Source organism: Fictibacillus barbaricus (genome assembly GCF_031457135.1).
Lineage (GTDB): Bacteria > Bacillota > Bacilli > Bacillales > Fictibacillaceae > Fictibacillus > Fictibacillus barbaricus_A.
The window spans coordinates 142470-161970 of the sequence record NZ_JAVDWA010000005.1; the positions used below are offsets into that span (position 1 = coordinate 142470).

The following is a 19501-nucleotide window of genomic DNA, read 5'->3' on the forward strand; positions in this document are numbered from 1 at the left end:
CATATTTTCATAAAGGAAAGAGAAAACAATCATGTTATATATGATTTAAACGAAAGACTATGGTGTAGATTATGAAGAGGGATAAGACAATGATATAGATTTGCTCAAACATAAAGATTAGTAAATTCATTTGATCTTCTATAGGAAAAGGGGCTCAAAACTAAATTACCAACACAGGAAAAATGCAATTCCAGCATATAATTGAAAAAAGAAGCGAGAGAACAGTCCCCATGCTTCCCTTGTGAATTTGAATGAGTATGAGTTAAATCCGGCAGTTGTGAAAAATAAGCTGATAGCAGGTTCGTTTGAATCGAATTATTTCTTTGTAAGCGATTTGCAGAACGTTTGAATATAGAAAAACTTTTTTGCCTAATCGATCTTAATTCCTGCTTCAATTTTTTTAAGCAACCGAATGTATTCATTCTGTTCTTCTTTTGTCAGAGTGGAAAGCATCTCTTCCCAGAATTGATTGTTTTTTTCAACAATCACCGAGATCAGGGAATCGCCCTCCTCCGACAATTTGATCCAGACTACTCTTCGATCCTTTTCATCACGGAAACGACATATTAAACCGTCTTCCTCCAGCTGATTTAAAAGTGTAGTTGTAGCACCAGAAGTCATACACATTGCATTTGAAATATCTACAACCATGCATTTTTCATTTTTAAATAGCAGCTTCAAAACCGAATACTTGGTGGGTGTTAAATTATAGGAAAAAGTTTTAATTTGCTTTGCAATAAATGATCGATTTAATCGAAAAAGCGTATCTTTAATATGATCAAGCAGCTTGATTTGAGTTTGTAAATCACTGTCCATCCAAAATCTCCTTAAAACGATTTTTTACCATTAAAAATAATAGTCGGAAATCCTATCTTTTTTATTGTGCTATACAACTAGTTTGTGTTAATGTATTCTCTTGTATAATACCTTTATCATAAAGTATCTTTCAAAAAAAGCAAAACTTTCTCAAAGGTGCCATACTTTAACTGTTGTTGAACCCTACAGTTAACATTATTAATAATTAAGGAGGACAACTAAATGTCTAGAGGCAAATTAATCATGACCAACATCATCGCATTTATCGTAGTACTTGCTCTTGTCGCAGGAGGAACTTATTACTATATACAAAACAATAACTATGTATCGACTGATAACGCAAAAGTAACAGGTGATCTTTACAACATCACTGCTCCAGCGAACGGAAAGTTATCGGATTTTAACATTGAAGAAGGAAAGACAGTGAAGAAATCAGATCAAATCGGTACAATTGCCGGCGAAAAAACAGCTGAGATCGTATCTCCTGCAGATGGAACCATTATTAAAAAACAAGCAAACACAGACCAAATGGTTCAAGCCGGTCAAACACTTGCAAGTGAAGTAAACATGGATGCTCTTTATGTTATTGCCAACATAAAAGAGGACGAGTTAAAAGATATTAACGAAGGCGACTCAGTCGACATCACAGTAGATGGCGACGATAAAACCACACTTGATGGAAATGTAGAAAAAATCGGGCAAGCTACAAACTCATTATTCTCTTTAATGCCTAAGTCTAACGATGACGCGAACTATACAAAGGTAACCCAAACGGTTCCAGTAAAAATATCCATTACAAACGTAACAGATAAAGTATTGCCAGGAATGAATGCAGAAGTAAAAATTTCTAAAAACTAATCATCGTTTAGAACCTTTACTTCCGAGAAAGGAGGAAGACTAAAATGACTAACGAATTTCAAAAGCCGCAAGATTCACATGATATAACACGGTATATCCCTTTATTAGTCATACTGATGATTGGATTGTTCTTAGCCATATTGAACCAGACGCTATTGAATGTGGCGATTCCGCACTTAATAACGGAATTCGGCGTTTCAGCAAGTACTGCTCAATGGTTATTGACAGGTTATATGCTGGTCAATGGAGCACTGATTCCGTTGTCACCTTTTTTAATTGAACGTTTCGCGGTCCGCCGTCTCTTTTTGTTTGCTATGTTCTGCTTTACGCTCGGTTCATTGATCTGCGGAATAGCAGCAGGGTTCCCAGTAATGCTAATTGGACGTTTGATCCAAGCCATTGGCGGAGGAGTACTGGCACCACTTGTCATGACGATTATTATCTTTATATTCCCTCCAGAAATCAGAGGTAAGGGAATGGGGATTTTCGGTCTTGCCATGATGTTTGCACCAGCGGTAGGTCCAACTCTTTCCGGGTGGGTCGTCCAAAATTATGACTGGCATCTACTCTTTACAGGGATGGTTCCACTTGGCGCAATCGTATTAATTTTTGCTTTTTTCAGCCTGAAAGATATTCAGCCTCCTAAGAAGGTTAAGGTAGATGGGCTATCCGTATTTACCTCCCTTGCCGGAATGTCGCTCCTTCTTTATGGATTCAGTGAAGCCGGTAACGATGGCTGGGATGATCTTATCGTATTATCAACAATGATTACAGGTGCGCTCCTGCTCATCATATTTACTATAAGACAGCTTCGTATTGAAAAACCGCTTCTAGATATGCGGATTTTTAATTATGGGATCTTTTCCTTATCTGCAATCATTAACGTAGTTTTAACCATCAGTTTATTTTCAGGTATGTTTTTACTTCCTATCTACCTGCAGTCACTCCGTGGATATTCTCCATTAGATTCAGGGCTGTTATTGCTGCCAGGTGCAATCATCATGCTAATCATGTCACCAGTTTCAGGGATACTTTTTGATAAAGTTGGACCACGTCCACTGGCGATCTTCGGTATGGCGCTAACGACGGTGACGACTTATTTATTTACTAGACTGACAATGGAAACGCCATTTTCGTTCATTGTAATTATTTATATGTTCCGTATGTTTGGCATGTCTTTCTTAATGATGCCAATCATGACAGCAGGATTAAACCAGCTTCCGAAACATATGAGCAGCCATGGTACGTCTATGTCCAACACACTAAGACAAGTCTCAGGTTCGATCGGTATCAGTTTGATTACGACGATCTTTACAAACCGGACTACTTTTCATATGAATGAAATGTCTTCGTCCATGAATACCGCTGATCCGTTCTTTATGACTTCGTTTAATGAATTTGTTCAAAAAATTGCGATGACCTTGCATCTTCCACAATCATTGGCTCAGCAGCAAGCGATTAAGTTTCTGTTCGGAAAAGCCAACCAGCAGTCTGCAGTATATGGGATAAATGATGCCTTTATCTGGGCGACTGTTATTTCTGCAATTGGTCTTGTTTTAAGCCTCTTTCTTCGAGATGTGAGAAAAGACAAAGTAAAAGCGGCTGCACCCGCGCAGAAAGATGAAGTTCTTCTGCTGCCGTCGCCTAAAAATGTATCCTAGCACGCTACTCTTTTAAGATTCGGAGGAATGTTTCATGAAAATATGTATTGTCTACGATAGCGAAGGCGGCCATACAAAAGCACTTGCCGAATCCATCGCAGCCGGAGCGCAAAACGTGAGCGGTGCTGAAGTCTATCTCCAGCATGTGGATGAGGCAGATGTCTATACACTTCCAGATATGGATGCGATAATCTGGGGATGCCCCGGACATTTTGGAACGATCAGCTCAGGATTAAAAAGCTGGATCGACAAGCTTGGCTATCTTTGGGCTGAAGGAAAACTGATCAACAAAGTAGGCGCTGTATTCTGTACAACTGCCACAACACATGGCGGCTTGGAAGCTACTCTTCTAAATCTGATAACGCCAATGCTTCATCAAGGTATGATCATTGCAGGACTTCCAGGCAATGTCCCTGAAAACGCGCTGTACGGATCCTACTATGGCGTTGGCATAACTTGTCCAATCGAAGGGAATGAATTCATTACCGAGGACGACCAAGCGCTTGGCCGCGCATTGGGAGAGCGTGTAGCGAAGGTTGCACAGCAATTTACAGAACGGTAGGTGATGGATAAATGATCGGCATATTACTTTTGGTAGTCGCCGTGATTATCATTGCAGTCTTGATTGTCATTAATACGAGGGCTCTTGCTTCTAAAAGCAGAGGAAACAAGCCTGCTGACGAAGAGATTGAGTCTCACGTTTCAGTTTCGGCAGAACCGGTAGAAGAAGCTTCACTTAAAGAAGAAGCTGCGCCGGTCCAAGAAAAAGCATCAGAGAAAGATCCAAACAAAATGGATGACCAAGAATACCGAAATGCATTGAAACGGCTAAAATCAGCCAAGCCCATTAAAAAAGAAGAAAGCCCAAAAACACAATCCATGAAAGACAACGATTACCGAAACGCTTTGAAATCAATGAAAGAAAAACGCGATAACTGATATATGTAAATGAAGCTGGCTTGTAAGTGGATTTTGACACTGAACGAGTCAGCTTTTTTATTGCACTCAATTGATCGAGTCATAAGGAAGAGGCAGGTTGTGCCCGTGTTTTTTTATTTTCCTCCTGCGTTTTTTCATTTCCCGCCCGTACATTTACTATTTCCGCTCACATTTTTTATTTTCCCGCCCGTATCATTAATAACAAGGAGATTTCCAAGTTCGGATTTTGAACATATTTTTAAATGTGAAAATAAAAATGACCCAAAAGATATGTTTTTCAACATGCTTTCAGGTCATTTTTCTCCTTATCTAAACTGTCTCGGGAACTGCTTCATGATTCCATTCGTAATCGTGTCAGCTAAAACAAGGATGTGCTTTTCTCCTGCATCAAATGCTTTGATTTCGCCTTCCCAATCACCTTTAAGCCTTGCCGCTACTTGGTCTGTTAAAAGCTTCAAATGCATATAAAGCAAATCTTTCATCTTCTTCTCTTTCCAGTTTGGATTAATTTTGCTCATGAATTTTGCGATATCATCAGCGTTTCTATACCAATCTGCATTCAGTTTTTGAGCACTTGCTTGGTCACCTTTTTTCAAGGCATCCACTAATTTCCCGGCAATTACAATATGCTCGGTAAGAAGCTTTGATAGTTGATTACCTGCAGCTTCACCATAAAAAGGTTTGATTGTATTACCGAGGTCTACTTGATTTTGCAGCAGTCGTTTTAAGGTAGCATCCTTATCCTTCAAATCCCCTAACGCACTCACTACATAACTTTTTGTCCAAAAAACATGGTTCTTCCATTCTCTTCTTTGTTCAGAATATAAATCGATTGCATTCTGACCGAAGCATTGCCCTTGTGCCCTTTGCTGGGTTTCTGCCTGAACCGGCGTTAAAAGAAGAGGAAAGCTGATCGTGAAAATCATCAGCATGCAAATCATTTTATTTTTCATTGTCTTACTCCTTTAATATTTTTTTGCATTCTTAAGTAGTTTGGATATTTCGGTACATTTCATTCTTTTTTTGAAAGCTGTTTTCGTAAGTTTTGTTGCTATTAGACGCTGTTGATGGAGAGAATGAATTATCTTCACCAGTAACACCTACCCTTGAGAACTGAGCTTTCGAGAATAATGCTCGTTTTTGAAAGCGTATACAAAAAGGGCTTGCAATCAGCTTGAAACGATGTTAACTTAGTCCCAAGCAATAAAAATCTAAACGTTTACATTAATTTCAAAACACAAATATAAACTAACTTCTCATTTTGCAATTAATGCTTAGATAAAATCTAAACGTTTACATTTAGGGGAAATGACCATGGAATCAAAACCGAATATTCAAGCTGTAGCAAAACTGGCCAACGTTTCCATTGCTACCGTTTCAAGAGTCATTAACAACCAGGGAGGCGTCAGAAAGAAAACAGAAGATAGAATCCTAAAAGCGATTGATGAACTTGGATATATTAGAAGCGCAGCAGCCAGGACGATGAAGAAAAAAGAAACAAAGACGGTTGGTGTTATTGTTCCGGATATTAAGAACCCCTTCTTTCCTATCGTTATGGCAGGTATTGAACAAAAAGCCCGTGAAAAAGGTTATTTTACAATACTAAGCAGCACGAGTGAGTCTCAAGCCATTGAAGAGGAAATCGTTAAAAACTTCATAGAACGCGGTGTGGATGGAGTGATCATTACGACAGCCAATGAAGACAGTGACCACCTGAAGGTCCTTCAAAACCAGGGGATTCCAATTGTAGCGGTTGACAGGAGCATTCAAAACTTAAATGTGGATACAGTCATAGTTGACAATGAAAAAGGCACCTATCAAGCGATTCAGCATTTAATTCTTCAAGGCCATAAAAGAATTGGCATTATATGCGGTCCCTTAAACACAACTCCTGCTTTCAAGAGATTAATCGGATATAAAAAAGCTCTAGAAGATTATAATATCCCTTTTAATGAACAATACGTCATTCACGGTGATTTTCAGGAACAAAGCGGTTATAAAGGGACAAAAGAACTTTATTCATTGGATGAGCAGCCGACAGCTATCTTCTCATCAAACAACTTAATGTCAATCGGTTCTTTAAAAGCACTGCAGGATTGTAATTGGATCCTGGGCAAAGAAGTTTCATTTATTGGTTTTGATGATATTGATATTGCTACATTTATGAACCCAAAACTGACTGTCGTGGCAAGACCGATGAATACACTTGGAGAATTAGCCTTCCAGCTGCTGCATGAGCGGATTTCCTTTAAAGAAAGCGTCCCTAGACGAGAATACATGCTTTCACCTGAATTAAAGATTAGAGAATCCTGCAGGCTAAATTAACGCCTGCAAGTTACTGTTATTTTTTCTAAACGTTTACATTTTTAAATATTCAGAAATCAACTCGGATTTATAGTGTGCGTGAATGCAATCTTCTGCCCACTTAAAATAATTTTGAAAGCGCTTTAGCGAAAAGAAAAGGAGATGTCTACCATGAAAAACCTGACTCAATTGCCTGATGGATATTTGAACAAAACTCCTATTTTCCAGTTCATACTACTATCCTTATTATTTCCATTATGGGCAGCAGCAGCAAGCTTAAATGATATCCTCATCACACAATTCAAACATGTATTTGAACTCAGTGATTTTGCCAGCGCCTTAGTCCAAAGTGCGTTCTATGGCGGATATTTTCTCATTGCGATACCCGCTTCCATCATCATCAAAAAGACAACCTATAAATTAGGCATTATTATTGGATTATTATTTTATATCGCAGGCTGTGCTTTGTTTTTCCCAGCATCACACATTGCAACGTATACGATGTTTTTGTTCGCACTATTTTCGATTGCAATCGGCTTAGGATTTTTGGAGACCGCAGCAAATACGTATAGTTCCATGATCGGACCGCGTAAATATTCGATCCTACGATTGAATATTAGCCAAACATTTCACCCGATTGGAGCCATTTCAGGAATTCTTTTAGGGAAATACCTGGTTTTCCAAAAAGGTGCTAACTTAGAAGCACGTATGGCGAACATGTCACCTGCAGAAGCAAAAGCTTTCGGACTAGAGATGCTGCAGCATACGCTACAGCCTTATAAGTACATGATTTTTGTACTTATCGCAGTTCTTATTTTATTTATCATTACAAAGTTCCCTGCATGTAAACCGCTTAATAGCTCAGGTGAGCAGGATAAATCACCAAGTATTAAAGAAACGCTGAAACATCTTGGTTCTAATAAACGTTACCGAAAAGGAATTATCGCTCAGTTCTTATATGTTGGATTACAAGTAACCGTTTGGTCCTTTACGATTCGACTTGCACTGAACTTGGATTCAACACTTAATGAACGTAATGCATCGAACTTCATGATTTACAGCTTTATCGCCTATTTCTGCGGAAAATTTATAGCCAATTTCCTGATGACCCGTTTTTCACCATCTAAAGTATTATTCATTTATTCAATTATCGGGGCATTGTTATTGTTCTACGTTTCCTTTGTACCAAATATGACTGCAGTATATGGTGCTATAGCCGTCAGCGTATTGATGGGACCTTGCTGGCCGACGATTTATGCAGAAACACTCGAAGTCATCAAAGACAAAAAATATACAGAGATGGCAGGAGCCATTCTTGTAATGGCTATCATTGGCGGAGCAGTTGTTCCTGCTATACACGGTGTCGTTTCTGACATGCTCGGTTCATTGCAGACAGCGTTCATCGTTCCTGCAGCATGTTTCATCTACATTGCTTACTACTTTTATAACGAAATGAAAAGTCAGCATAGTGTAAATAAAACCGTTCCAGAAACAGCGAAATTAAAAGCGCAATAAAAGGATGTGTCATTAAGAGATTTTCAAGAAGTTCTTCAATGAAAATTAATTGGAACGGAGGGGCGAGACTCCTCGAAAATAAAAATCACATTTTCTTCGTGCGATGTAACGCTGCCGATGCTTTCCTTGTCCTGCAGGCTGAGTGGGACAGTCCGAAAAGCGGAAGCCGGTTTGATCAGCCCCGACAAGCAAAAGGAAATGGGCTAAGAAGGCGCTTTTTGCCTTCAGGACCATTAAACTTTTGACCTAGAGGGGCTAACCGCTATAGCTAGACAGGTGAGACCTCTCAATATCGCAAAGCGATGAGGGAGCTAACCGCACACCCTGCGGAAAGCGAGCCACTGAAGAGGAAATTAACATCATTCAAAGGCTACAAAGATTTCGATGCTAAAGAACAATTGGGCAGTCCATGATCAACATCCATCGCACTGCCCTTTTGCTCTTAAAGAAAGGATGCTTCATATGACAGGAACAATACAGTTACAGCGTGATTTTTTCAAAGAAACCAAAAACGTAATCTTCAGCAATGACGAATTTACTGTCAGCTTGTTCAAATATTCATCTGGAATTGAAGCGATTGAACTCTTAAATACACGCGGAAAGATGACTGTTCTCCCCTATTATGGCCAAATGATCTGGGACCTTGAATTCGATTCAATAGATCTCAAAATGAAAAACATGTTCAAAGAGCCTAAGAAGGCAGATGATATAATAGGTACGTACGGTTGTTTCGCGTTTCATGCAGGCTTAATTCGCAACGGCTGCCCCTCACCTGAAGATGACCATCCACTTCATGGTGAAATGCCTTGTGCGGATATGGATCATGCCTGGATAGAGGTTTCTAATGACCATTTGAAAGTATGTGGTTCTACTGAATATGTCATGGGTTTCGGACACCATTACACGGCAAATCCAAGCGTAAAGATGTTTGCAAAAGAAACATCTATTGAAATAAAGATGGAAGTAGAAAATCGTGCTGCAACCGATATGCCGCTGCAATATATGTGTCATACAAACTATGCTTATTTAGATAAAGGTGAATTCAAACAAAATATACCTGCTGATGCTTTCACTCTTAGGGAATCGATTCCAGAACATGTGAAGCCGACGGAAAAATGGCTGGCTTACAACGCCTCCCTTCAAAACGGTTCAGCTGCTCTAAAAAATTTGGATCAGCCTGAAATGTATGACCCTGAGATTGTTTTCTTTGCGGATAAGCTCAATCAATATGGCGAGCAAGCCGAATTTGAAATCACATCACCCGATGGAACTGCCTTTTTCACACGCTTCTCAACTGCTGAATTAAATTACGCAACGAGATGGATTCTGCACAATCCCGATCAACAGGTTGCCGCATTTGTGCTGCCGGCAACGTGCCGCCCGGAAGGCTTTTTAGCGGCTCAAAAAGCAGATACACTCATTACATTAAAACCAAGCGAAAAAAGATCATTTACAGTCGTAACGGGTAAGAAATAAGGAGGAAGTAAGATGGATATCGCAATTATTGGATCGAATATGGTAGATCTCATTTCTTATATTGATAAGATGCCAAAAGAAGGTGAAACATTAGAGGCACCTGACTTCGAAATCGGCTGTGGCGGCAAAGGGGCCAACCAGGCCGTAGCAGCTGCGAAACTAGGCTCGAAAGTAATGATGGTCACAAAAGTCGGCGACGATTTATTCGCGGATAACACCATCCAAAACTTAAAAAACTTCGGAATTGATACAGAGTTCACGAACAAAGTACCTGGGACTTCAAGCGGAGTCGCACCAATCTTTGTTGATCCCGAATCTAGAAACCGCATATTGATTATAAAAGGAGCAAACAAACACCTTTCTCCAGATGATGTAGACCGGGCAGCAGAAAAACTGAAAAAATGTTCATTGATTGTACTGCAGCTGGAGATTCCACTTCCAACAATCTATCGTGCCATTGAATTTGGCAACGAAAATGGCATTCCAGTCATTCTGAATCCGGCTCCCGCTTCAAAAGAACTGGATTTTGAGTATGTTTGCAAATGTGATTTCTTTATCCCGAACGAAAGTGAATTGGAAACATTAACAGAAATGCCTGTTGAAAACGAAGAGCAAATTCAGACTGCCGCCTTAACTCTTGTTGAAAAAGGGGTTAAAAACGTAATCGTCACGATGGGAAGCCGCGGCGTGATGTGGGTAACAAAAGATCATATCCAAACAGTTTCGTCACACAATGTCGATGCGATTGATACGACTGGAGCAGGAGATGCCTTTATCGGCTGTTTCTCTCATTACTTCGTTCAAGACGGCGATGTGCTTCAAGCAATGAAAATGGCTACTGCTTTCGCTGCACTTAGTGTAACGAAACGCGGTACACAAACCTCATACCCAACCTTGGAACAAACTGAATCCTTTACTAAAGAAAAATAACTTTCATTACGCATTAAGACCGAAAATCCAATTCGGTCTTTTTTAGGTTGTTTTCTAATAAATTGTTGCTTTTTAATGTTATGTTATTGTCTTCTTTGACAGTTGAGTGGAGTGGAAGGTGTGAGACTCCTGCGGGACAGGCTGGCAGGTGAGACACTTAATAGTGAAACGTACGGATGTGGCTCACCACCTGCCCCGCGGAAAGCGAGCAACCTGAAACGGAAATCAACTACTTTCAAAAGCATATTATCGTATTGCCTCTCTTATAGGCCAGAGGAATCATTTCTTTTTAAAGTGTAAAAATGTGTGACAAAAGTGGGGGTTGCAACGACTACTATAGATGGAACATTATACCGAAATTTGGAACTAAAATTACTTTTTTAATAAATTTTTATTTTCTCCTTGCTTGCATAGAATCTAGTTCTTTATAGTGAATAGGTATATAAGAGAAAGTAAAAAGTTTATTCCTAAAATAGAACATTTTACTAACCGGGAATCGCATAGACTATTGGAGGAATTTTTATGTCAGGAAAGTCAGGTTTTCGTTACATACCTGGATTAGATGGACTGCGGGCATTCGCTGTGCTCTCAGTAATTGCATACCACTTTAATTTCAGCTGGGCTTCAGGTGGATTTCTTGGTGTGGACTTCTTTTTTGTATTATCCGGCTATTTGATAACGTCGATCATTCTCCCGTTAAAAGGGAATGAAATCACACTAGATCCGCGAGAATTCTGGATGGGACGTATACGCCGGTTATTACCCGCTTCCTTTGTCATGATCATCGCCACAGTCATCTGGGTTGTTCTTTTTAACCGTGAGCTCCTGAACACTGTACGGGGTGATGCGATCTCAGCCTTTTTTTATACGACAAATTGGTGGTATATCTTTCATGATGTTTCCTATTTTGATAGTTTTGGATCACCATCACCGATTAAAAATTTATGGTCCTTAGCCATTGAAGAACAGTTTTATATTATATGGCCGATCGTTCTCATCACAGGGCTTCGTCTTTTTAAACGAAGAGGCCGTTTTTCTATATTCGTCTTCGTGGGTATGCTGGGTTCTGCTTGGCTCATGAGCACCTTGTATCACCCGGGGGCAGACCCTAGCCGTGTTTATTACGGTACAGATACACGATCATTTGAACTTATGACAGGATGCTGGCTTGCTCTCCTATGGCCGATGAAAAGACTATCAACGAAAGAGCTTCCTTTGAGTACGAAAAGTTTTTTAAATGGTCTCAGCATATTCTCTTTTGCTATTTTTATTTATTCTGTATATTTTTTCGATGAGTTCCAACCCTTTATCTATAAAGGAGGCATGCTGCTATTTTGTTTAAATGCTGCCGTACTGATTGCTTGTATATGTCACCCGAGCAGCTATTTAGGATCACTTTTAGGTAAGCAGCCCCTTAATTGGATCGGTACACGATCGTACGGAATCTATTTATGGCATTATCCCGTAATCGTATTAAGTACACCGATTCAAGAGATTGGGAATCCTGTATATTGGCGGGTCGGTCTGCAATTAGCTATAACGTTTATTCTTGCAGACGTTTCTTATCGTTTTATCGAAACTCCTATTCGTAAACATGGCTTTAAAGGATTTTACCAAAAATACTTTTCTATTAATCATATAAACAGCCTTCCAGCAATGGTCGTATCACTGCCTGCTCTCATTCTTTTCATTGGCGGTATCACCGGGGTAGTCCATGGGAAAAACCAAAGCGAGGCGGCTAGTACACAGCCTACTCACTTAAAAATCAGCAGTTCCCAAGAATCCGGTCAAAATAAAGACTCGGACCATGCTCCATCCCCTTCAAAGGATAATGATGATGACAAAATCATTGATCAAATTAAAGAGCATGACGCCCAGAACAAATCAGAGCAGGATAAAATTGTTTCTGAAAATGAAGTAAAACCTGATCCCCCAGCACCTGCTAAGACCTACACGGAAGTGCTGGCGATCGGAGACTCTGTAATGCTCGATATTGCAACGAGACTACAGAATACCCACTCTAAGATAACCATCGATGGAAAAGTCGGCAGACAGCTTTCAGAGGCCTTACAAATCGCACCTGAATACGCTAAGTTTAATCAGCCGAACAAAGCAGTTATTATTGAGCTTGGAACGAATGGATACTTTACGGAAGATCAATTGAATACGCTCCTGAACACTTTTTCAAAAGCTGATATTTATTTAGTAAACACACGGGTTCCAAGATCTTGGGAAAGCAAAGTGAATGCGCTATTGCTTGAAAAAGCAAAAGAAAAAGACAATATAACGCTCGTCGACTGGCATAGTGAATCCATTAAGCATCCAGAATACTTCGGATCTGACGGGGTCCATTTAGGTTCAAGAGGAAAAGATGCCCTTACAAACCTTATTAATAAAGCGATGAAATAACATTAGCCCCTTTTAAACAAGGGGCTTTTATTTTTGAAGTTTTCGCGGTTATACATGTTCTTTTTTTTCTGTTGCTATAAAATCAAAAAAGATCTGATTCAAAAGTGACGAACACTTTTAAACCAGATCCTCTTCCTATTATAAATTCACTTGTCGATCCCAATGACGGTGAGCTGAAATGGCTTCAGTGAAATCTTTAGCGAATTGCTTCATATTATCACCGCTCACAACTCCTGGATTATCAAGCAGTTCTGCTTCTTTCAGCCATGTTAATCCTTCGTGTGTGCCGCCGATCGGCTTGTAATGTGAAAAAGCCTCCTTAACAAAATATAAAGCGTCTTGTTTGAATTTGCTGCTCACATCACGATCACCAACTAAATAGATAGCATCAAAAAGTACGGAAGATGCGGTAAGGAACGTATGCATCACTTCATGCTCAGTACCGTCTGATGTTTCTCTTTTGCCTAGCTTGTCGCTGATCAGCTCTGTTTTAATCCCTTCTTCTTTCAGGGTATTCAGAACAACCGTGGCTTCTCCATCAACATTTTGTCCGACAATTACACCGACTTTGCGTGTATTCGGTTTTTTCACTGTGTTTAATTGACTAAGAGCTGGAGATGATTTCTCCACGTTAGATCCCAGACCTTTCGGCGGAGTGGCATCGATCGCTTCTGCAAAGGCTGCAGCTAGTTCTAAGCTCACGTTTTCGAACATGTCTACAACCTGCTGCTGAACGGATTTGTTTTTAACTTTTCCTAATTCAAAGCTGAATGCATCTTTCAAATGCTGCTTCTCTGGCTCGCTCATACTGTTCCAAAAAAGAGTAGCCTGAGAGAAATGGTCTTTAAAGCTTTCACTTCTGCTGCGCACTTTGCGACCTTCTACCTTCTCTTGATAGTGTACATATCCCCCCTCTTCCTCTGATGCTGGGGCAGGAGTATTAGCCGCTAGAGAATTTTTATGATAGCTCACTTGACCTTTATTAATGGTTTGACGAGAGATGCCATCACGCTGATTATTATGGAATGGACATACTGGTCGGTTGATTGGCAGTTCATGAAAATTAGGCCCGCCGAGTCGAGATAGCTGTGTGTCCGTATATGAAAATAAACGTCCTTGCAGTAACGGATCATTCGAAAAATCAATTCCTGGCACTACATGTCCAGGATGGAACGCTACTTGCTCTGTTTCGGCAAAAACGTTATCTACATTGCGATTTAGTGTCATCTTCCCAACAATTTTTACCGGAACGTCTTCTTCCGGCCATAGTTTCGTAGGGTCCAAAATATCAAAATCAAATTTAAATTCATCTTCTTCTGCAATCAGCTGAAGACCTAATTCATATTCAGGATAATCACCTTTATCAATCGATTCCCATAAATCCCGACGATGAAAATCAGGATCTTTACCTGAGATTTTTTGCGCTTCATCCCATACTAATGAATGTGTGCCTAGAACCGGCTTCCAATGAAACTTAACAAAATGCGCTTTGCCTTCGTCGTTAACGAGACGGAATGTATGAACACCAAAACCTTCCATCATGCGGAAACTTCTTGGAATGGCCCTGTCTGACATCGCCCACATGACCATATGTGCTGATTCCTGATTGTTTGCTACAAAATCCCAAAACGTATCATGCGCACTTGCAGCTTGCGGCATTTCATTATGGGGCTCTGGTTTAAGAGCATGAACCAAATCCGGAAACTTAATTGCATCTTGTATAAAAAAGACGGGGATGTTGTTCCCTACTAAATCGTAGTTGCCCTCATCAGTATAAAACTTAGTAGCGAAACCACGTGCATCACGAACCGTTTCAGCAGACCCTCTCGAACCTGCAACCGTTGAAAAACGTACAAAAGTAGGTGTCTTTTTAGACGTGTCCTGTAAAAAATCTGCTTTCGTAAAATCTTTTAAACTCTCATATAATTCAAACTCGCCATGAGCTGCAAATCCTCTTGCATGCACGATTCGCTCTGGAATACGCTCATGATCAAAGTGTGTCATTTTTTCGCGAAAATGGAAATCTTCCATCAATGTCGGTCCGCGTTCACCGGCTTTTAAGGAGAACTCATCTTCAGAAACCTTTAGTCCCTGATTTGTCGTCAGCTTTTTCCCTGCATCCTCTGCACGAAATTGCTCCAGCTGTTCATCTTTACGATTTCCGTCTGCATTGTTTTTTTCGGCCATTCCATCTTCCTCCTTGTAGGTTGTGTGCAAAATATACCACTTATACCGTTCCCTACTGAAAGATAGAGCAAACAAAAATCTTTATTTAAGGTTATTTTCGTAAGCTTTGTTGCTTTTGAAAGTAGTTGATTTCTGTTCCAGGTTGCTCGCTTTCCGCAGGGTGTGCGGTATTCGAGGAAGTATCTCTGCTCCTGTGTCTACAAGCAAATCAATCTAGGCATGCTTCCTCGTCGCATGCCTTGCAAGGAGAATTTCCAAGTGGCTGGCACGCTGCGCGCCATGATTGGTCTCACCTGTCCCACTGATCCTGCAGGAGTCTCGCCCTTTCGCTCCAATTAACTTTTCAATAAAAAATTTTACGAAAATCCCTGAATAGCAACATTTTTTTTAGAAAAGAGCCTTGTTTAAACAAAAATAGAAGATGGTTTTTTATCTGTTGCCTTCGACTTCCAACAACTTAGGAACTATATGCAATATACCCACACATTTTCGTTTGAATTCCACACATTTTTACTTTCATTCCACACTTTTTAGCCTTCATCCCACACTTTTGCATAAAATAGCCACGAATCGCGTTTATTCGACAAAATAAAAAAAGCCAGGATTTCTCCCGGCTTTTTATCGTTACTTATTCATATGTGCCAGAAAATCTCCTAGCAAATCTTCCATTTCTCGTTCTTCAAGTTCTTCTGAATCAGCTGCCGTTTCTTCGTGTTTAACTTGATTCCAGTCAAACTCGCTTAAATCATCATCAAGCGCATCATTTGTTTCAACCGGCTGATTAAAGCTCGGTTCTGAAGAATGGTCCATCTCTTCTTGCAGATAAAGCGCTTGATCAATATCAGTTGCATTGCTGTTTAATGACGTAAGCAATGAGGCTGTCCGAACTGGGTTTGTGATCAGCTGATATATAATACTGCCCAGCAGTGCTTCAGAATGTTCATGCTTTAGCCAATCTCGTTGTATCTTGCTAAGCTGTTTTGGAAGAGGGATCGTAATCGTCTCTCTTTCTTTATGAAGAGATTGCCCGACTCCCTGCATGACATATTCTGATATTTTGCTGGAGAAATTTCTTCTTTCTGTTTCTTTCAATTTTTGGAGCTGCTTTATGACATGGTCAGGTGTGTCGGAAGGAATACGAAATGCGATTGTTTTCCCTCTCGTAATTTCGTTTGCAGCCTTTTTATCCATTTCATCACCTTATTTATTAAGCTTTAACAGCTTTTTTCTCTTTATCCTCAACTTTTTCATCTTTAGTTGTTCTCTTTAGGTGATCGGAAATTAGTTTGTAATAAGCATTTGCCATCATCCAGATGCTTTCTTTTTCGTCTTCAAAGAAGTCGATATTGTAACCATCTAGATTATTGTTCAACGTTTTAATGTAATCCTTTAAGAGAGCAGAACCGCCGCCGACAAAGTAGCAGATCTCTGTTTGAGAGTTTTTTGCCCAAACATTTCGAAGCAATCTGTATTGTTTCTTAGCTAAATCTACCAAAATACGGTCTGTAATATCATGAACACTCGTACGGCTACCGCGCACCATAATGTGATTGCGGTTTGTTTTCTTCGTTACGATGTCTACTACATCAAGACGGCTGTCTAATTCTACGCCATGCTTAGAGCGAATTTCTTCTCTAATTTGTTCAAGCGCTTCAGACACGCCAAGGTTAAAGCCTTGTGCTTTATCGTCATCAACATTACGATTGCGAATTACCGCGATATCCGTAGAAAGACCTCCGATATCTTGAATAAGAACTTGCTTATCAATCAAATCTTTATTTGTGATTTTCAAGTCATTATCCATGACAAGATTAATAAACGCTGCAAAGCCCTCAGGATATACTTTCACTTCCTCGAACTTAATGTTTACTTTAATTCCTTGATACTTCGGTGTTACAAGGAATTCTACTTGGTGTACCGATCCTAATAGCTTAGAACGGTAACCTGCATCCTTTCCTTCCTTGACTTCACGAAGCGGAAGACCAGTACCAAGTACATAGCTTGAATCGATTACGTTGTTTTTCTTAGGGAAGATTTCCGCATTCTCTTCTTTTACGGCATCAAGCGCTAATGCTGTAAATAGCATGATTAGCGTTTGATCTTCTTCAGACTTGCTGCTGCCTGGATCAAGTTCAGTGGAGTTGTCACTTTTTGTAGCAAGTTCTCCAACTCGGTAAATTGCGTTATTTTCCTTGAGGGCAGGGGAGTGTACTTTAATATGTATGCCTTCTAACGGATCTTTGCTGTCTAACTCCTCAATGCCGATTACTGGACGGTCTTCAATATCTCGCGCAATGACATTTGGTATGTTTAGTTCGTTTTCTAATTTTCCAAAAATCCCTTTTAATGAATCGTTCCCAACATCTACGGCTGCAATTCTTGATTTACTCATGAGCATGCATCCCTTCTTTGTTTTATAGTTTATGGTTTTCCACTATATTAATAGAGTAGAGGCAAATGAAAGATTAAACAATGCTTTTCTTTCGTTTTAACAAAATTGTAAACTTGCAAACAAAGGTGTAAACATCACGGCAAAATCTCCACAATCCCTTTCATACCAATATGTAAACGCATTTGCAAACTTGTAAACTTTATTGCAAACAATTGTAAACATTTTCGTAAACATGTAAACATATTTGTTTGCAACCCATTTATTTCCCAATCCCCCTCCCCTACTCTCTGTAATTTACAGATTATATTTTAGTGAAAAGGGAAAGATTTAATGTTAAACACATCAATTAGTTAAGTTGAGGTGAAAAAATGATTCATTTAAATAAAAATCATGATCCAAAAAAGAACAGCAAAATCATAGAAGATTTACTCACAAACAAAATATCACTTAAGGAAATCGTTCATGAAACAGAACAGCTTTTCATAGAAAGCTCTAAAAAATTATCGATCACGAAAAATAGCTCATGGTCATTGAAGGAATGGCTATCATTCACTTTAAAACGATTTTTAGTGAAGAGAGCAAATTATTTTGAAGTGAATTCTACACAGCTTTCGATCAATTCAAATAATGAAGTGTATCCCGAATGGAAGAATCTTTTGGATGAGGAGTATAAAAAACTGTTTAAAACCATTCAAAGAGAAGTAAACATAGCAGAATTTGGTGCTATAGGAGATGGTATAACAGATGATACGAAAGCATTTGAGAAAGCGATAGGAAAAGGAAGAGTGGTTGTATATGTTCCAAAAGGAACCTACCTTGTTAAAGGACTTAAATTGCCCTCCTATACTTGCATAATAGGGGAAGGAAAAGGAGTAACGACTTTAAAACTTCACGATGGTGCTCCAGTTGCGCAATGGCTGCTCACAAACAAAAATCATACACGCGGCAACAGGAATATACTTGTTGAAAACATGAGTTTAGATTGGAATATAGAGCGCCTGGGAGATATACAGAAAACGAGTTCGGGTAATAATCGATCCAGCTGTCTTACATTCGCAAACGTCACTTTTGGATGGGTAAAAGGGGTAGAAGGAATCAATCCTGGACTTCACTGCTTTGATGTTTCATCCTCCATCTATACGTACCTAGGTGATGGAACTCGATCACGAAGAGGAAGCAAGTATATATGGCTAGACAACCTTACGGGATATGGCTTTGGTGACGATGGTGTTACTACCCACCACAGTGACTATATTTTTATATCAAATTCCCATATGTGTGATCCGAGTGGCAGATCGCACCAAAAAGGGTTCTCTAACTCAAATGGTTTTGAAATTGACGATGGATCACAAAATGTTTGGCTGTTAAACAATTCCTCTACCCGCTGTTTTGGCGGAATTGAAATAAAAGCCCATCATACAGCCTCTGCAGCAGCAAATGTCCATATTGTCGGGCATCTATCCGTAAACGATAATCGTGCTTATAATTTCCGTCACATCGGGCATCACAAAGACATTGACCCTGAGTCAAAAACCGCTTATCACATTACGGCAACAAACATTGTTGCTGTTGCGCCTGTAACTACTGACCTCTATCAAGGTTCCGCCCCACGTGGAATGGTTGTATCTGGTTATAAAAATGTATTGGTCAATCGGTTCATATTAATAGGTGATCCTACTTATGATTTTCAAAAAAACCCGCTGATTGCTATCCAATACCGGGCAAGAAATGTTTCTTTATATAACATAACTGTAAAGGATTTTCACAATACCGGCCCAGCTATTAAAGTATATGGTGGAAATCAGCGTGCAGATGATGTGGTGATTCAAAATGTTGATTCCTGCCTGCCTTCTCCCCCACTTGAAATTGGATCTAATGTTGAAAATGCTGTCGTTGATCATATCAACCACGAAATAACTGCTCCCCTATACACTTAATGAGTTAATGAGAGTGAACTGTTTAAGGTTCACTTTTTTTATTGTTAAAGAAAAGTAATGTTAAATTTACTAACCCT

General features: G+C 39.6%; 15 protein-coding genes. 10 read left to right on the top strand and 5 right to left on the bottom strand.

The annotated features are described in order from the left end of the window. Positions 1-369: 369 nt before the first annotated feature. The gene (locus tag J2X07_RS14675) at positions 370-816 is read right to left on the bottom strand and encodes a MarR family winged helix-turn-helix transcriptional regulator (protein WP_310260223.1); all 447 of its coding nucleotides are present in this window, start codon (positions 814-816) and stop codon (positions 370-372) included. Positions 817-1038: 222 nt separating this feature from the next. On the opposite strand from J2X07_RS14675, the gene J2X07_RS14680 reads away from it, so the two are divergent. From J2X07_RS14680 to J2X07_RS14695, 4 genes are read left to right on the top strand one after another with little or no spacing between them, the layout of a single operon-like run. Beyond that, on the top strand, positions 1039-1674 hold the full coding sequence (locus tag J2X07_RS14680; protein WP_310260227.1) for an HlyD family efflux transporter periplasmic adaptor subunit: 636 nt from the start codon (positions 1039-1041) through the stop codon (positions 1672-1674). Between the two features lie 44 nt (positions 1675-1718). Next, on the top strand, positions 1719-3335 hold the full coding sequence (locus tag J2X07_RS14685; RefSeq protein WP_310260230.1) for a DHA2 family efflux MFS transporter permease subunit: 1617 nt from the start codon (positions 1719-1721) through the stop codon (positions 3333-3335). Between the two features lie 34 nt (positions 3336-3369). Next, positions 3370-3897 carry an NAD(P)H-dependent oxidoreductase gene (locus J2X07_RS14690; RefSeq protein WP_310260232.1) on the top strand — a complete coding sequence of 176 codons (528 nt, stop codon included), beginning with the start codon at positions 3370-3372 and terminating at the stop codon, positions 3895-3897. A gap of 11 nt (positions 3898-3908) precedes the next feature. Beyond that, positions 3909-4274 (top strand): DUF6479 family protein, encoded by a 366-nt coding sequence (locus tag J2X07_RS14695; RefSeq protein ID WP_310260235.1) that lies wholly within the window; start codon positions 3909-3911, stop codon positions 4272-4274. A 305-nt stretch (positions 4275-4579) separates the two neighbouring features. On the opposite strand, the gene J2X07_RS14700 is transcribed toward J2X07_RS14695, so the two are convergent. Further along, complete coding sequence (locus J2X07_RS14700) at positions 4580-5227, bottom strand: glycosyltransferase (RefSeq protein WP_310260237.1); 648 nt, start codon at positions 5225-5227, stop codon at positions 4580-4582. 361 nt (positions 5228-5588) lie between these two features. On the opposite strand from J2X07_RS14700, the gene J2X07_RS14705 reads away from it, so the two are divergent. The 5 genes from J2X07_RS14705 (at position 5589) to J2X07_RS14725 (ending at position 12908) form a co-directional block, all read left to right on the top strand. Next, positions 5589-6599: a LacI family DNA-binding transcriptional regulator gene (locus J2X07_RS14705; RefSeq protein ID WP_310260240.1), complete on the top strand. Its 1011-nt coding sequence runs from the start codon at positions 5589-5591 to the stop codon at positions 6597-6599. A gap of 150 nt (positions 6600-6749) precedes the next feature. Next, positions 6750-8093: an L-fucose:H+ symporter permease gene (gene fucP, locus J2X07_RS14710; RefSeq protein ID WP_310260244.1), complete on the top strand. Its 1344-nt coding sequence runs from the start codon at positions 6750-6752 to the stop codon at positions 8091-8093. Between the two features lie 462 nt (positions 8094-8555). Then, on the top strand, positions 8556-9569 hold the full coding sequence (locus tag J2X07_RS14715; protein WP_310260247.1) for an aldose 1-epimerase family protein: 1014 nt from the start codon (positions 8556-8558) through the stop codon (positions 9567-9569). A gap of 12 nt (positions 9570-9581) precedes the next feature. Continuing rightward, positions 9582-10499 (top strand): ribokinase, encoded by a 918-nt coding sequence (gene rbsK, locus J2X07_RS14720; RefSeq protein ID WP_310260250.1) that lies wholly within the window; start codon positions 9582-9584, stop codon positions 10497-10499. A 522-nt stretch (positions 10500-11021) separates the two neighbouring features. Next, positions 11022-12908: an acyltransferase family protein gene (locus J2X07_RS14725; protein ID WP_310260252.1), complete on the top strand. Its 1887-nt coding sequence runs from the start codon at positions 11022-11024 to the stop codon at positions 12906-12908. Positions 12909-13046: 138 nt separating this feature from the next. Here the strand turns inward: J2X07_RS14725 and J2X07_RS14730 are convergent, their stop codons facing one another. From J2X07_RS14730 to J2X07_RS14740, 3 genes are all read right to left on the bottom strand, one after another. Beyond that, complete coding sequence (locus tag J2X07_RS14730; protein WP_310260254.1) at positions 13047-15095, bottom strand: catalase; 2049 nt, start codon at positions 15093-15095, stop codon at positions 13047-13049. A 624-nt stretch (positions 15096-15719) separates the two neighbouring features. Continuing rightward, positions 15720-16286 (bottom strand): hypothetical protein, encoded by a 567-nt coding sequence (locus J2X07_RS14735; protein WP_310260257.1) that lies wholly within the window; start codon positions 16284-16286, stop codon positions 15720-15722. A gap of 16 nt (positions 16287-16302) precedes the next feature. Further along, entirely contained in the window at positions 16303-17487 is a 1185-nt protein-coding gene (locus J2X07_RS14740) for a ParM/StbA family protein (RefSeq protein WP_310260260.1), read from the bottom strand. A gap of 368 nt (positions 17488-17855) precedes the next feature. Here J2X07_RS14740 and J2X07_RS14745 point away from each other — a divergent pair, with 368 nt between their 5' ends. Continuing rightward, the gene (locus J2X07_RS14745) at positions 17856-19424 is read left to right on the top strand and encodes a glycosyl hydrolase family 28-related protein (RefSeq protein WP_310260263.1); all 1569 of its coding nucleotides are present in this window, start codon (positions 17856-17858) and stop codon (positions 19422-19424) included. Positions 19425-19501: the final 77 nt, after the last annotated feature.